This is a genomic window from Pseudonocardia oceani, assembly GCF_019263585.2.
GTDB lineage: Bacteria > Actinomycetota > Actinomycetes > Mycobacteriales > Pseudonocardiaceae > Pseudonocardia > Pseudonocardia oceani.
Map to the genome: position 1 here is coordinate 1,575,763 of NZ_JADQDF010000001.1, position 14,646 is coordinate 1,590,408.

The window sequence follows — 14,646 nt, forward strand, 5'->3', positions numbered from 1 at the left end:
GGGCACCGGTCGGGTACCCGCGGCGATGACGACCCCGAGCGACACCCCCGACGAGGACCTCGACCGCGTCGTGTCCCGCCGCGTCGACAACCCGACGAACGCCGACGCCGACGACGAGCGCGCCTACGCCGCCGCCGACCCGGGCAGCACCGACGACACCGACACCGACCCCGGAGGCAGCGGCGGGGAGTCGGAGCGGGCGGCGCGGGACGTGGAGGGGGAGAACCAGAGCGAGCCCACGCGGTCGGAGTAGGGACGGGCGGAGTCAGCCCGCCGCCTCGATCTCCCCCACCGCGGGCATGCCGGCCCGCGCGCCGACGGCCCCCACCGAGAGCGACGCGGCGCGTACCGCCGTCCGCACGGCGTCGAGGAGCCCGTCCCCCACCGCCAGCCGCGCGGCGAGGACGCCGTTGAACGTGTCGCCCGCCCCCGTCGTGTCCCGCACGGTCGCGACGGGGGCGGGCACCCGCTCCACCGACGCGTCGACGACGAGCGCCCCCTCCCCGCCGAGCGTGACCACGACCGCGGCCCCTGTCCGCTCCCGGATCCGCCGCGCCGCCTCCGCCACGTCGTCGGTCGCGACGCCGAGCCGCCCTGCCAGGTCGAGGCACTCGCCGCGGTTCGGGGTGAGGACGGGCCCGGAGTCCAGCGCCGCGACCACGGCGTCGGTGACGGGCGCGGGGTTGAGCACGCACGGCACCCCGGACGCCGCGCGCACCGCCGCGAGCACCGCGTCGTCGGCGATCTCCGTGCTCACCAGCACGCAGCCCGTGCCGTCCGGCACGTCCACCCGGGACGGGACCAGCGCGTTCGCCCCGGCCCCGACCGCGATCTGGTTCTCCCCCGCCCCGTCGACGACGATCAGCGCGACCCCGGTGGCCCGACCCTCCAGCACCGCCACCCCGGTGACGTCGACGCCCTCGGCGCGGAGCTCGTCGAGCGCGCCGGCGCCCAGGTCGTCGTCTCCCACGGCCCCGACCAGCGCGACCGCGGCACCCGCCCGGGCCGCCGTGACGGCCGCGTTCGCGCCCTTGCCTCCGCCGAAGCGCTCCATGCGGTCGCCGACGACCGTCTCCCCCGGCCCGGGCAGCCGGGGGGCCGCCACGACGAGGTCGACGTTGACCGCACCGACCACCAGAACCGTTCCCGGGAGCGACGTCACGCCCGGGAAGCTACCCCGGCCTCGGGTCCCCAGCGCGCGAGCAGCGCGGCCTCGACGATCGTCATCACCTCGTACAGCACGATCGACACCAGTACCGACATCGCGACGACGGTCCACACCCCGCCGTAGTTGCCCGAGCCCTTGTAGCCCGAGAGCACCCCACCCATCCCCTCGAACCCGACGAGCCACTCGGCCAGCATCGCGCCGACGATCGCCCCGGGCACCGAGATCCGCGCCGACGCCAGGAACTGCGGCAGCGCCGACGGGATCCGCACCGTGACCAGCGCGCGGAGCGCGGAGCCGCCGTTGACGCGGACGACGTCGAGCGCCTGCGGGTGCGCCGAGCCCAGCCCCAGCACGATGTTCACCAGCGCCGGGAACAGCACGACGATCGCCGCGATCACCGCGATGCCGACCTTGCCCTGCCCGAACACCAGCAGCAGCAGCGGTGCCATCGCGACGAGCGGCACCGACCGCAGCAGCATCGCGATCGGCAGGAACGCCACCTCGAACGGCTTCCACAGCACGAACCCGATCGCGACCGCCGTGGCGATCACCATGCCCGAGGCGAACCCGATCGCCGCGTTGATCAGGGTCGTGCCCAGCGCGGCGAGGCTGTCGGCGCGCGCCTGCTCCGCCGACAGCGACGCCGGCCGGACACCGCGTTCGGGGGCGTCGGAGAAGAGGTAGGCCCACACGTCCGACGGCGACTTGCCCACGAACGCCGACACGTCGAACAGCGCGAGCAGCCCCGCCCACAGCGCCACCAGCACGACGACGGCGATGCCGATCGTGAGCAGCGCCCGCCCGAACCGCGCCGCGATCACGCGCTCGTCCAGGGCGTGACGATGCGGGCGACGATCCCCACCAGCAGGTACCCGATCCCCGAGATCAGCCCGCTGACCAGCGCGAGGTACCACAGCAGCGGAGCGTCCGACTGGGTCTGCGCCGCGATCAGCGCGCGCCCGAGCGTGGAGTCGCCGCCGCTGCCGAGGTACTCGGCGAGGATCGCGCCCAGGAACGCGGCGGGCGCGGCGATCCGCAGCGCGGCGAACAGGCTGGGCAGCGCGGAGATCACCCGGACCTTGCGCAGCGTCGTCCAGGCGGTGCCGCCGTAGGCCCGGACCAGGTCGACGCTGGCGCGCGGCGCGGCCCGCAGCCCGACCAGGCAGCCGACGACGGTCGTGAAGAACACGCTCATCGCCGCCAGCACCACCGACGCCCCCGACGGCGCGTCCCGCCCCGCGACGATGACGATCACGGGCCCGATCGCGACGAGCGGGATGCAGTAGCTGACGATCGCGATCTGGTTGGCGAGCTCCTCCAGCCGCGGGACGAGCAGGACGAGCACGGCCAGCGCGATCGCGGCGAGGTTGCCCCAGAGGTAGCCCTGCGCGGCCGAGGTGACCGTCGACGTCGCGTTGGCGACCGTCGACGACCAGCGCTGCGGGTCGAGGAACTCCGCGACGACCGACGGCGGGGTCGGGATGGCGCCGCTGCCCTGGAACAGCACGACCGACGCCACCCACCAGACGGCGACGATGGCGAGCACGCCCGCGGCCCCACCCGTGAGCGGCGATCGTCGCCCCAGCCACGGTTGCCGCTCACGAGTCATTCCGCACCACCGAACAGGATCTCCGACAGCCGGTCGACGTACGCGTGGAACTCCGGCGTGCGCATGAGGTCCGGCGTCCGCGGGCGCGGCAGGTCGATCTCCACGAGCTCGGCGATCCGGCCCGGCCGCGCGCTCATCACGGCCACGACGTCGGAGAGGAACACGGCCTCGGAGATGCCGTGGGTGACCATCAGCGTGGTCGCGGGCCGCTCGGTCCAGATCCGCAGCAGCTCGACGTTCAGGCGCTGGCGCGTCATGTCGTCCAGGGCGCCGAACGGCTCGTCGAGCAGCATCACCGTCGGCTGGACGACCAGGCACCGGGCGATCGCGACGCGCTGCCGCATCCCGCCCGACAGCTGCGCGGGCTTGGCCTTCTCGAAGCCGGTGAGCCCGACCAGCTCGATCAGCCCGTCGACGAGACCCGGCTCCGGGGTGATCCCGGCGACCTCCAGCGGCAGCCGGATGTTGCCCGCGACGCTGCGCCAGGGCAGCAGCGCGGCCTCCTGGAACGCGATGCCGAGCTCGTGGTCGCGCTGGATCTCCCGGGTCGAGCGGCCGTTGATCAGCGCCTCGCCGGCCGTCGGGGACTCCAGGCCGGCGAGGATCCTCAGGATCGTCGACTTCCCGCAGCCCGAGGGCCCGAGCAGCGACAGGAACGAGTTCGCCGTGGTGCCGAGGTCGATCGGCGCGAGCGCCTCCACCGACTGCCGGCCCATCGAGAACCGCTTGGTCAGCCCGCGGATGTTGATGCCCGTGGCCGACGCCGGGTGCGCGTGCGGGTCCAGCGTGGACCGGGTCTCGGTGGAGGTCACGTCAGCCCACGATCAGGTCGGGGTTCTCCGCGTACACCTCGTCGAGGAGCGAGAAGTCGAACAGCTCCTCGGCGGTGATCGTGATGCCGATGGCGGCGAGCGCGCCGATGACGTCGGTGATCGCGGTGTCGGTGGCGGTGAACAGGCCGTTGGCCTTCGTGTCGGCGCTGACGATCAGGTCGTTCTGCGCGGTGGCCTGCTCGGTCTGGCCGGGGACGTCGAGGCCGAGGTCGGCGCCGTAGGTGTTCACGGCGAGCTCGGCCGCGGCGGCCGGGTCGGCGACGGCATCGTTCCAGCCCTTGATCTCGGCGAGCAGGAACGCCTTGAGCTTGTCGCGCTCGGAGTCGATCGTCTCCTGGAGCACGACGAACGACTCCGAGGTCAGCGGCAGACCGTTGTCGGCGAAGGCGAGCGTGACCGGGGTGAAGCCGTCGGCCTTGACCAGGAACGGCTCGTTGGTGAGGAAGGACATGAAGCCGTCGACGGTCTTCTCCGTCAGCGGCGTCGGCTCGTACTGCACGACGACCTGCTCGAGGCTCGCCGGGTCGATCCCGTTGGCGGCCAGCAGGCCCGCGAAGATCTGCTGGTTGGTGCCGGCCTGGATGCCGATGCGCTTGCCCGCGAGGTCGGCGACCGTGCGGATCGGCGCACCCTCCTCGATCGAGAGGATGCAGAACGGGTTCTTCTGGAACGTGTTGCCGATGATCTTCAGCGGGGCGCCCTGCTCCACGATGAAGCGGGCGGTGGCGTCCGGGGCGGAGATGCCGACGTCGACGTTGCCGGCGAGGACGAGCGCGTCGGCGCTGTCGACGGGGCCGCTGACGAGCTCGACCGCGTCGAAGCCCGCCTCGGTGTAGTAGCCCTTCGAGTCGGCCATGTACTCGCCGCCGAACTCGATGTTCTTGATCCACGACAGCTGCACGGAGATGTCGCCGAACGAGCCGGCCGCACCCGCGGCGGCGGGCGCCGGCGTCGTCGAACCACCCCCGCAGGCGGACAGCACCAGTCCGGCGGCGCCGAGGCCGGACAGGCGGAAGACATCACGACGGGACACGATCATGGGGGAACTCCTGACGGTCTGCGACGGCGAGCGGGGGACGGCCGTCGACCCGGTGAATCTAGGAACCGCATGACGCCTGGCGGTTAACGCGCCGTTACGGCCACGCAACCGCGTTTACGCTGCCCGCATGCCGATCCCGCTGGTCATCGACACCGACCCAGGGGTCGACGACGCCGTGGCGCTCGTGCTGGCCGCCGCCTCGCCGGAGGTGGACCTGCGCGCCGTCACGACCGTCTTCGGCAACGTCCCGCTCCCGATGACCACCCGCAACGCCGGGCGCGTGCTCGCACTCGCCGGTCGCGCCGACGTGCCGGTCGCCGCCGGGGCCGCCCGGCCGCTGGTGCACGACCGGGCCGAGCGCGCCGAGGAATGGCACGGCGGTGACGGGCTGGGAGGGCGCGCGACGGCGCTGCCCGACCCGGTCGCCGCGCCCGACCCCCGCGGGGCGCTGGCCGTCATGGCCGCGGTGCTGCGCGGATCCGCGGAGCCCGTGACGATCGCGCCGATCGGGCCGCTGACCAACGTCGCCCTGCTGCTCGCGGTGCACCCGGAGCTCACGCCACGGATCGGGCGGATCGTGTGGATGGGCGGCTCGCTGGGCGCGGGCAACGTCACCGGGGCCGCGGAGTTCAACGCCCACTGCGACCCCGAGGCCGCGCACCGCGTGCTCACCCAGTCCGACGTGCCGGTGACGGTGGTGCCGCTCGATATGACGATGCAGTGCCCCGCGGGCCCGGAGTGGGTGGCCGCGCTCGGGGCGGGCGGGCCGCGCGGGCACGAGCTCGCGCAGGTCCTCGCGCACTACCGCGCGGCCTACCTGGCCCGCTACGGCCGCGACGCGGTGGCGCTGCACGACGCCGTCGCCGTGCTGGAGGCGATCCGGCCCGGCGTGCTGCGGACCGAGTCGATGCCGGTGCAGGTGGCGTGCGACCTCGGCCCGGCGCGCGGCGCGACCGTCCCCGTGCCCGGCGACGGCCCGGACGTGGCGGTCGCGCTGGGCGCCGACGTCGACGCCGTGCTGGCCGATGTGCTGGAGCGGGTCGGCCGGCTCGGCTGAGACCGGGCGGACCGGGCCGCTCAGGCGAAACCGTGCTCGATCGCGTAGCGGACGAGCGCCGCACGGTTGCTCACCGGGAGCTTGCCGAGCAGGCGCTGCACGTGGTTCTCGACCGTCCGCGGAGAGAGCCCGAGCCGGGTCGCGATCTGCCGGGCGGTGAGCCCCTCGACGACCAGCCGCAGCACATCGGTCTCGCGCTCGGTGAGGCGCACCTCGGGCGGTCCGGTGCCGCCGCTGGCCTCCAGCACGACGGCCGCGAGCCCCGGCCCGTAGGCGGGCTCGCCGCGGGCGAGGCGCGCCACGGCGTCGGCGACGTCCCACGGCCGTCCGGTGTCGACGACGAACCCGGTGGCCCCCGCCCGCACCGCGGCCAGCACCTGCTCGTGCTCCGCGGACGCCGACACCGCGAGCACCGCCGCACCCGCGTCGGTGGCGGCGGCCACGGCGGCGAGCGCGTCCGGGGCGGCCATGTCGACCACGACGACGTCGGCCCGCAGCGTCAGCAGCTCGTCCACCGACCCGACGACGCCGAGCACCTCGACGCCCTCGTCGCGCAGCAGCCGCGCCCGGGACTCCGGCCCGTGCAGGAGAGCCACGGACGTCACGCGGTCGATCCTGCCAGCCCGCGAGCCGCGCTCCGGCACCGCGGCGCCGCCGGTCCCCCGAGCGGGTGACGGGCGCTCAGTCGTCGGTCAGGCCCTGGTCGATCGCGTAGCGCACCAGCTGCACGCGGTTGTGCAGCTGCAGCTTGCGCAGGGTGTTCTGCACGTGGCTCTCCACCGTCCGGTGCGAGACGACGAGCCGCTCGCCGATCTGCTTGGCCGTGAGCCCCTTCGCGACCAGCCGCAGGACCTCGGTCTCGCGCTCGGTGAGCACCGGCGCCTCCTCCGCCGCGGGCTCGCCGGCCAGGCGCCGGAACTCCCCCAGCACGAGCCCGGCCAGCCCCGGCGTGAAGACGGGGAACCCGGCCGCCGTGCGCTGCACCGCCGCCAGCAGCTCCTCCGCGCCCGCCGACTTCACCAGGTAGCCCGACGCCCCGGCCTTCACCGCGTCGAGCACGTCGGCCTGCTCGCCGCTGGCCGAGAGCACGAGCACCTTCGTCTCGGGCAGGGCGGCGAGGATGCCCTCGATCGCGTCGACGCCGGACGTGGCGCCGAGGTTGAGGTCCATGAGCACGACGCGCGGGCGGGTGGCCTTCGCGATGCGCACCGCCGCGCCGGCGTCCGGTGCGGTGGCGACGACGTCGAGCCCGCGCTCGGTGAGGTCGCGCGCCACGCCCTCGCGCCAGATCGGGTGGTCGTCGACGACCATCACGGTGATCTCGTCGCTCACGTCTTCTCCCTCGGCATCCGGATGATCCATTCCGTGCCCCGTCCGGGGCCGGTCTCGCAGGTGATCGTGGCGCCCAGGTCGCGCACGCGGCCCCGCATCGAGCGCGCCACGCCCAGCCTGCCCTGCTCCGCGGCCTCGTCGAGGCGCCCGTCGGGGATGCCGGGGCCCTCGTCGCGGACGCTGATCTCGACCGCGTCGCCCAGGTCCTCCACCAGCACCCACGCGGGCGCGTCCGGCCCCACGTGCCGGGCGACGTTCGCCAGCGCCGCCCCGACCACCGCCACCAGCTCCTCGACCGCGGCCGCGGGCAGCCGCACCGGGTGCGCCGGGGTCGACACGCTGACGTGCCCGGCGCCGAGCATGCGCAGGGCGTCGGCGACGTCGCGCAGGCCGTCGGCGCCGGTGGGGGCGCCGTCCGTCGTGAGCAGCGTGCGCAGCACGACCTCCTGCTCGCCGGCCATCGAGGCGAGCGAGGCGGCGTCGCCGCCGAGCTCCTGGCCGCGGCGGTGGACGTAGCCGAGCACCTGCAGCACCCCGTCGTGGACGACGCGGGCGAGCCGCTCGCGCTCGGCCATCGCGGCCTGCTGGCCGATCGCGGTGCGCAGCCGCTCGGCCTGGCGGCGCAGCACCGTGGACGCGTACCCGATGCTCACCGCGACGAGGACGATCAGCTGGATGTCGCCCAGCTCGGCCTCCGCCCGCGCCGACACCGCCAGCAGCACCGAGCACAGCACGACCGCGCCGCCCAGCCCGCCACGCACGCCGAACGCCAGCGCGCAGGCGAGCACCGCGCAGGGAGTCCAGATCGAGCCGGAGACGGGCGCGTCGGCGTCGATCTGCGCCGCGGTCTGCACGAGCGGCGTGGTGGCGATGACCGCGCTGGTGACGACGAGGTCGGCGAGCGCGAGCCGCCCGCGCGGCATGCCGCCGAGGTAGCCGCGGCCGATGACCGCGGTCCAGGCCGCCATCCCCGCCTGCACCGCGACGGCGCCGGCCGGGGAGGCGTGCTCGTCGAGCGTCCAGAGGACGACGGCCGTGGTCGTGACCAGCGTCAGCACGCGGTAGAACAGCAGGCCCCGCCAGAGCGGTTCGAGCGGGCGCTCGACGGCGGCGTCGCTCACGTCACCGGCTCGCGCGTCCCGCCCGGCCACACGCACGGCGACTCCCCCACCAGCACTCCTCCACCCGCGGTCCGGACGGTGAGAACGTAGCCGCCCTCCGCGCGCACCTCGACACCCGAGGCGCCGAGGGAGACCGGCTCCCCCGCCCGCAGCGCCGCGGCGACGAGCGCGGCGGGGTCGCCCGGCACGGCCAGCTCGACGCGGGTGCGCACCTGGTGGCTCGCCGGCCAGCCCGGCACGCCGAGCCACGGACACGCGGCCTCCTCGGCCACGACAGGCGCGGGCGTGGCTCCGGCCACGCTCCGCACCAGGTCGGTCAGGTGCGTGCGGGCCTGTGCGACCGTCTCGGTCGGGGCGGTCTGCACGGCCAGCAGGACCGCGGCGACGGCGAGTACGGCGGCCAGCACCGCGCTCACCGCGCCGACCAGTGCGGGCACCCGACGGCGCAGTTCGTCCACGCGCCCATCGTGGCCGCGCGGCCGGGGCCCGCGGATCCGTAGGACTACCCGACCGGCCCTCCCTTGATCCCGGTGACGAGCGCGTTGTAGAACCACGCCCGCGGCATGACCCGCGAGAGCACGTGCTGGTCGAGCCACGACAGCCGCTGCCAGCTGCGGTAGGCGAACATCGCCCAGCCCATCCCCAGCTTCCCGGGCGGCACGGCGGCCTCGAACGTGCGGACCGGCCAGCCCAGCACCGCTGCGCTAAACTCCTCGGTGACGACCCGCGCGCCCATCGCGCCCGCGCGCCGGGCGGTGTCCTCGAGCTCGGCGGGGTCGAACACGTGGATGTCGACGACGGCCTCCAGCGCCGCGGCCCGGCTCGACTCGTCCAGCTCCGCCTGCGGCCGCCGCCACCCCTGCAGCACCGGCAGGCGGGTCAGCGTGGTGGTGGCCTTCCAGGTGGCTGCGCCGAGGCGGCGGGCGTAGGCGTCGCCGATGCGGGTGGGCTCCCCGGCGAAGACGAACCGGCCGCCCGGCTTCAGCACGCGCAGCACCTCGCGCAGGGCCAGCTCGACGTCGGGGATGTGGTGCAGCACGGCGTGCCCGACGACGAGGTCGAACGTGTCGTCGTCGTAGGGGATGCGCTCGGCGTCGGCCACGCGGCCGTCGACGTCGAGGCCCAGGTGCCCGGCGTTGCGCAGCGCGGCCTGCACCATGCCCGGCGAGAGGTCGGTGACCGAGCCGGCCGTCGCGACCCCGGCCTGCATGAGGTTGAGCAGGAAGAAGCCGGTGCCGCTGCCCAGCTCCAGCGCCCGCCCGTAGGGCCAGCCGGCCTCGCCCGCGACGAGCCGGAAGCGGTCGGCGGCGTAGGTGATGCAGCGCTCGTCGTAGGAGATGGACCACTTGTCGTCGTAGGAGCCCGCCTCCCAGTCGTGGTACAGCACGTTCGCGAGCTTGGCGTCGTGCCGCGCCGCCTCCACCTCCTCGGCGGTGGCGTGCGGGTTCGGGAGCGGCTCCGTACTCATGGGTAGGAGCCTAGCGGCGGCCGCGCGCCGGGGGGCTCGCACACAGGCCGCGGGGCCCGCACACAGGGCCGTACCTGTGTGCGGGCCCCGGGAGGTGTGTGCGAGCTAGCGGCCGGTGAACTCGGCCTTGCCCGGGCCGTTGGCCACGAACGACTCCATGCCGATGCGCTGGTCGTCGGTGGCGAACAGCGCAGCGAAGGCCTCGGACTCGATGTCGAGGCCGGTGCGCAGGTCGACGTCGAGGCCGCTGTCGATCGCCTTCTTCGCCGCCGCGTACGCCGAGGCGGGGCCGTTCACGAACTGCTCCGCCCAGCGGCGCGCGGCCGCGTAGACGTCGTCGGCCGGGACGACCTCGTCGACCAGCCCGATGGCCAGGGCCTCCTCGGCCTTCACCATCCGCCCGGTGAAGATGAGGTCCTTGGCGCGGGACGGGCCGATCAGCCGCGCGAGGCGCTGCGTGCCGCCGCCGCCGGGGATGATGCCGAGCAGGATCTCGGGCTGGCCGAGCTTGGCGTTGTCGCCGGCGATGCGGCGGTCGGCGCCCAGCGCGAGCTCCAGCCCGCCGCCCAGCGCGTAGCCGGTGATGGCCGCGACCGTCGGCTTCGGGATGGTCGACACCGCACCGAACCCGGCGGAGAGCCGCCGCGCGACCGCCGCCATGTCGGCGTAGGTCATCCCCGCCATCTCCTTGACGTCGGCGCCCGCGGCGAGCACCTTCTCCCCGCCGTAGACGACGACGGCGCGCACGTCGTCGCGCTGCGTCGCCTCCGCGGAGGCGGCGAGCAGCTCCTCCTGCACCTGCCGGCTGATCGCGTTCATCGGCGGCCGGTCCAGCCGGATCGTGCCGACACCGCCGTCGACCTCGAGCCTCACGAATTCGCTCATGGCCCGACCCTAGATCAACGCAACCACGCCGTGTAGCGGCCGCGGCGGCGCAGGACGCCGAGCGGGAGGCCGAAGGTCTCGGTGAGGTTGTCGTCGGTGAGCACGTCCTCGAGCAGGCCGGCCGCGACGACCCGGCCCTCCCGCAGCAGCAGCCCGTGGCTGTAGCCCACCGGGATCTCCTCGACGTGGTGGGTGACCAGGATCGACGCCGGCGCGTCGGCGTCGGCGGCCAGCGCGGTGAGGCGCGAGACGAGGTCCTCGCGGCCGCCGAGGTCGAGACCGGCGGCGGGCTCGTCGAGGAGCAGGAGCTCGGGGTCGGTCATCAGCGCGCGGGCGATCAGGGTGCGCTTGCGCTCTCCCTCGCTCAGCGTGCCGTACGCGCGGTCGGCGAGGGGGCGCACGCCGAGGGCGTCGAGGAGCTGGTCGGCGCGGTCGGTGTCGGAGCGCTCGTACTCCTCGCGCCAGCGGCCCAGCACGCCGTAGCCGGCGCTGACGACGACGTCGCGCACGGTCTCGTCCCCGGGGATGCGCAGGCCGAGCGCGGCGGACGTCAGCCCGATGCGGGTGCGCAGCTCGGCCAGGTTGACCCGCCCGATGCGCTCGCCGAGCACGTGCACGCTGCCGGTCGTGGGGTGCATCTCGGCGGCGGCCAGGCGCAGCAGCGTGGTCTTGCCTGCGCCGTTGGGGCCCAGGACGACCCAGCGCTCGTCGAGCTCCACCTGCCAGTCGACGTCGCGGAGCAGCATCGACGTCCCGCGCCGCACGGAGACGCCGTCCATCCGGACGACGAGGTCGGTCAGGTCCGGAGCGGGGGTAGGCGCAGCCACGCCCCCATCCTCGCGGATGCGGCGACGGCGCTCACGGGTGCCCGGGTGCCTTAGGGTGGCTCCACGTGCCGGTCTTCCCGTTGGGTGCCCATGTCGACGACGCGGGGACGCGGTTCGCCGTCGCCTCCACCAGCGCCGACGCCGTCGAGGTCTGCCTCGTCGACGGCGAGGAGGCGGCGCTCACCGAGCGGCGCGTCGAGCTGACGGAGCGGACGTTCGGCGTCTGGCACGGCCACCTCCCCGGCGTCGGGCCCGGGCAGCGCTACGGCTACCGCGTGCACGGCCCGTACCGCCCGTGGCAGGGGCTGCGCGCCAACCCGGCGAAGATCCTCGTCGACCCCTACGCCCGGCGGATCACCGGCCACGTCACCGACCTGGACGCCGCCCGCGGCTGGGTCGACGACCCGATGACCGGTGCGCTCAACGAGCGCGACTCGCTCGGTCACGTCCCGCTCTCGGTCGTCACCGGCCCGGACGGGTTGCCGGCGCACCCGCGCCCGGACGTGCCGTGGTCGGAGACCGTGATCAGCGAGCTGCACGTCCGCGGGTACACGCGGTGCCATCCGGAGGTCCCGCCGGAGCACCGCGGTACCTACCTGGGGCTCGCGCACCCCGCCGTCGTCGCGCACCTGTCGCGGATCGGCGTCACGGCCGTCGAGCTGCTGCCCGTCACCTCCATCGCCGACGAGCCGCCGCTGCTCGAGCGCGGCCTGCCCAACTACTGGGGCTACGCGACGCTGGGCTTCCTCGCCCCGCACGCCGGGTACGCGAGCGTGCCGGGGGCGGAGGTCGAGGAGTTCCGCACCATGGTCGGCGCGCTGCACGCCGCCGGCATCGAGGTCATCCTCGACATCGTCCCCAACCACACCGCGGAGGGCGGGGTCGGCGGCACGACGCTGTCCTACCGCGGCCTCGACGCCCCCGCCTACTACTCGCTGGGTGGCAACGGCCACGACGCCGACATCACCGGCACCGGCAACACCCTCGACGCCGGGTCCCCCACCGTCATCCGCCTGGTGTGCGATGCGATGCGGCACTGGGTCACGGCGTTCGGCGTCGACGGGTTCCGGATCGACCTCGCCTCCGTGCTCGGGCGTCCGCGTTCCGGGGCGTTCGACCCGCACGCGCCGCTGCTCACCGCGATCGCGGTCGATCCGGTCCTGTCGCGGGTCAAGCTGATCGCCGAGCCCTGGGACGCCACCGGCGAGGGCTACCGCGTCGGCGGGTTCGGCGTGGCGTGGTCGGAGTGGAACGGGCGCTTCCGCGACGCCGTGCGCGACTTCTGGCGCGGCCACGGCGGCATCGCCGAGGTGGCGTCGCGGCTGTCGGGCAGCTCGGACCTCTACGCCGGCAACGGGCGGCGGCCGTGGGCGTCGGTCAACTTCGTCACCGCGCACGACGGCTTCACGCTGCGCGACCTGCTGTCCTACGAGCGCAAGCACAACGAGGCCAACGGCGAGCACAACCGCGACGGCACCGACGACAACCGCTCGCAGAACTTCGGCGTCGAGGGGCCGACGACGTCGCCGGTCGTCGCGGAGCGGCGCCTGTCGGCCGCGCGCGGGATGCTCGCGACCATGCTGCTGTCCACCGGCACCCCGATGCTGCTGGGCGGCGACGAGATCTGGCGGACGCAGGGCGGCAACAACAACGCCTACTGCCAGGACAACGCGATCTCGTGGGTCGACTGGGACGGCGGGGAGGCGGCGGAGTCGCTCACGGCGTTCGTCGCGCGCGTCACCGCGATCCGCCGCAGCTCCCCCGCCCTGCACCGCGACCGCTTCTACCGCGACGGCGAGGTGCTGTGGTGGCACCCGGCGGGCCGACGCCTGCGCGGTCACGACTGGCACGACGGCGGGCTGCACAGCCTGGGCCTGCTGCGCGGGGAGTGGCTGCTGCTGCTGCACTCCGGGCCGGACGCGATCCCCTGCACGCTGCCCGCGGGCGGGCCGTTCGTGCCGGAGCTGGACTCGACGCGGCCCGACGGGGCACCGGTGAGCGTCCGCCCGCTGCCGGCGGGGACGACGATCACCCAGCCCGCCCGTTCCCTGCTGCTCCTGCGGGCGCCGACGGACTGAGGGGCGGGCGCGGGCGGCAGACTCGCGCGGCCGGGCGGCGAACTCGCGTTCCCCCCGGCGAGTTTGCCGTTCTGCCCCGCGAGTTTGCCGATCCCGCCCGGCGAGTCTGCCGCTGGTGCACGCCGAGTCGGCCGGTCGCGCACGCCGGTACTCGCTCCCGGCACCCCCGGCGACCTACGATCCCCCCATGCCGCGCTACGACTTCCGCTGCCGCGAGTGTGCGGACACCTTCGAGGTCAGTCGTCCGATGAGCGAGTCGGGCGAGCCCGCACCCTGCCCCGCGGGCCACGCCGACACCGTCAAGCTGCTCACGACCGTCTCCGTCGGGGGCCTGAGCAGCGGCTCCCGCGTCCCGGCCCGTGCCGGGGGCGGTGGTGGCGGCGGCGGGTGCTGCGGCGGTGGCTGCTGCGGATGACGCACGGGTGACCGCGGGGTGGCCGAGCGCCGCCCGGTGATCACGCTCGGTGCACCGCGCCCTATTCTCCGCGCGGCCGGAGCGGCCCGTGCCCGACGCGGGCGCGGGCGGGACTCCGGATCGAGCGAAGGACGTACACACGTGAGCACTCTCAGCGGCGGAAGCAGCCTCGCGGCAGGTCAGGCGGGCATCACCTCCGCCAACGGCCGCTACACCCTGGCCCTGCAGGCCGACGGCGACCTGACCGTCACCGACGGCTCGGGCGCGGTCGCCTGGAGCACCGGCACCGCGGGCAAGGACGTCGCCCGCGCCGACATGCAGGCCGACGGCAACTTCGTGCTCTACACCGCCGACAACGGCGTCGTCTGGGCCTCGGACACCGACGCCCCCGGTGGCGTCCTGGAGCTCCAGGACGACCGCAACCTGGTGCTCTACAAGGCCGACCGCACGGTCGCCTGGTCGCCCAACTCCTACATCAGCGAGTCCGACAAGGCGGCCCTGGACGCCGCCGAGGCCGCGGGTCGCGCCCGCGCCGAGGCCGACGCCGCTGCGGCTCCGGCGCCCGCCGCGGAACGCCGCTACACCGTGCAGCGCGGCGACTCACTGTCGAAGATCGCCAAGCAGTTCTACGGCAACGGAGGCGACTACATGCGCATCGCCCAGGCCAACGGCATCGCCAACCCCGACCTCATCCACCCGGGCCAGGACCTGCTGATCCCCTGATCCCCGGCTCCTCGTTCGCAGGAAAGCCACGTTCATGCAACGGCGTTGCGTGAACGTGGCTTTCCTGCAAGTCGGGGCGGGGGAGGGGACG

General features: G+C 74.6%; 17 protein-coding genes. 5 read left to right on the forward strand and 12 right to left on the reverse strand.

The genetic code is table 11. The features are described 5' to 3' along the window. Positions 1 to 25: 25 nt before the first annotated feature. Positions 26 to 253, forward strand: coding sequence for a hypothetical protein (locus tag I4I82_RS07760; RefSeq protein WP_218595590.1), 228 nt, complete (start codon positions 26 to 28; stop codon positions 251 to 253). A gap of 12 nt (positions 254 to 265) precedes the next feature. On the opposite strand, the gene I4I82_RS07765 is transcribed toward I4I82_RS07760, so the two are convergent. From I4I82_RS07765 to I4I82_RS07785, 5 genes are read right to left on the reverse strand one after another with little or no spacing between them, the layout of a single operon-like run. Next, a complete protein-coding gene (locus I4I82_RS07765; RefSeq protein WP_218595591.1) occupies positions 266 to 1,162 on the reverse strand; it encodes a PfkB family carbohydrate kinase in 897 nt (298 codons plus the stop codon). Then, positions 1,159 to 1,989: an ABC transporter permease gene (locus I4I82_RS07770; protein ID WP_218595592.1), complete on the reverse strand. Its 831-nt coding sequence runs from the start codon at positions 1,987 to 1,989 to the stop codon at positions 1,159 to 1,161. The genes I4I82_RS07765 and I4I82_RS07770 overlap by 4 nt, the downstream gene beginning before the upstream one ends. Further along, positions 1,986 to 2,714 (reverse strand): ABC transporter permease, encoded by a 729-nt coding sequence (locus I4I82_RS07775; protein ID WP_226369930.1) that lies wholly within the window; start codon positions 2,712 to 2,714, stop codon positions 1,986 to 1,988. The genes I4I82_RS07770 and I4I82_RS07775 overlap by 4 nt, the downstream gene beginning before the upstream one ends. Before the next feature lie 59 nt (positions 2,715 to 2,773). After that, positions 2,774 to 3,589 carry an ABC transporter ATP-binding protein gene (locus tag I4I82_RS07780; protein WP_226369931.1) on the reverse strand — a complete coding sequence of 272 codons (816 nt, stop codon included), beginning with the start codon at positions 3,587 to 3,589 and terminating at the stop codon, positions 2,774 to 2,776. 1 nt (position 3,590) lies between these two features. Then, entirely contained in the window at positions 3,591 to 4,649 is a 1,059-nt protein-coding gene (locus I4I82_RS07785) for an ABC transporter substrate-binding protein (protein WP_218592411.1), read from the reverse strand. Positions 4,650 to 4,776: 127 nt separating this feature from the next. On the opposite strand from I4I82_RS07785, the gene I4I82_RS07790 reads away from it, so the two are divergent. Further along, positions 4,777 to 5,706, forward strand: a complete 930-nt coding sequence (locus I4I82_RS07790) for a nucleoside hydrolase (RefSeq protein WP_218592410.1) — start codon at positions 4,777 to 4,779, stop codon at positions 5,704 to 5,706. A gap of 20 nt (positions 5,707 to 5,726) precedes the next feature. On the opposite strand, the gene I4I82_RS07795 is transcribed toward I4I82_RS07790, so the two are convergent. From I4I82_RS07795 to I4I82_RS07825, 7 genes are all read right to left on the reverse strand, one after another. Continuing rightward, positions 5,727 to 6,311 (reverse strand): response regulator transcription factor, encoded by a 585-nt coding sequence (locus I4I82_RS07795; protein WP_226369932.1) that lies wholly within the window; start codon positions 6,309 to 6,311, stop codon positions 5,727 to 5,729. Positions 6,312 to 6,387: 76 nt separating this feature from the next. After that, positions 6,388 to 7,068 carry a response regulator gene (locus tag I4I82_RS07800; protein ID WP_218595594.1) on the reverse strand — a complete coding sequence of 227 codons (681 nt, stop codon included), beginning with the start codon at positions 7,066 to 7,068 and terminating at the stop codon, positions 6,388 to 6,390. Then, positions 7,035 to 8,159, reverse strand: a complete 1,125-nt coding sequence (macS, locus tag I4I82_RS07805; protein ID WP_226369933.1) for a MacS family sensor histidine kinase — start codon at positions 8,157 to 8,159, stop codon at positions 7,035 to 7,037. Before macS ends, I4I82_RS07800 begins: the two co-directional genes overlap by 34 nt. Further along, positions 8,156 to 8,617: a hypothetical protein gene (locus tag I4I82_RS07810; protein WP_218592408.1), complete on the reverse strand. Its 462-nt coding sequence runs from the start codon at positions 8,615 to 8,617 to the stop codon at positions 8,156 to 8,158. Before I4I82_RS07810 ends, macS begins: the two co-directional genes overlap by 4 nt. A 44-nt stretch (positions 8,618 to 8,661) precedes the next feature. Further along, entirely contained in the window at positions 8,662 to 9,627 is a 966-nt protein-coding gene (locus tag I4I82_RS07815; protein WP_218592407.1) for a class I SAM-dependent methyltransferase, read from the reverse strand. Positions 9,628 to 9,732: 105 nt separating this feature from the next. Further along, a complete protein-coding gene (locus tag I4I82_RS07820; RefSeq protein WP_218595595.1) occupies positions 9,733 to 10,512 on the reverse strand; it encodes an enoyl-CoA hydratase/isomerase family protein in 780 nt (259 codons plus the stop codon). A 14-nt stretch (positions 10,513 to 10,526) separates the two neighbouring features. After that, positions 10,527 to 11,291, reverse strand: a complete 765-nt coding sequence (locus I4I82_RS07825; RefSeq protein WP_218596462.1) for an ABC transporter ATP-binding protein — start codon at positions 11,289 to 11,291, stop codon at positions 10,527 to 10,529. Positions 11,292 to 11,404: 113 nt separating this feature from the next. On the opposite strand from I4I82_RS07825, the gene glgX reads away from it, so the two are divergent. The 3 genes from glgX (at position 11,405) to I4I82_RS07840 (ending at position 14,555) form a co-directional block, all read left to right on the forward strand. Then, a complete protein-coding gene (gene glgX / locus I4I82_RS07830; protein ID WP_218595596.1) occupies positions 11,405 to 13,417 on the forward strand; it encodes a glycogen debranching protein GlgX in 2,013 nt (670 codons plus the stop codon). Positions 13,418 to 13,604: 187 nt separating this feature from the next. Further along, a complete protein-coding gene (locus I4I82_RS07835) occupies positions 13,605 to 13,832 on the forward strand; it encodes an FmdB family zinc ribbon protein (protein ID WP_218595597.1) in 228 nt (75 codons plus the stop codon). A 141-nt stretch (positions 13,833 to 13,973) separates the two neighbouring features. Further along, positions 13,974 to 14,555 (forward strand): LysM peptidoglycan-binding domain-containing protein, encoded by a 582-nt coding sequence (locus I4I82_RS07840; protein ID WP_218592952.1) that lies wholly within the window; start codon positions 13,974 to 13,976, stop codon positions 14,553 to 14,555. Positions 14,556 to 14,646: the final 91 nt, after the last annotated feature.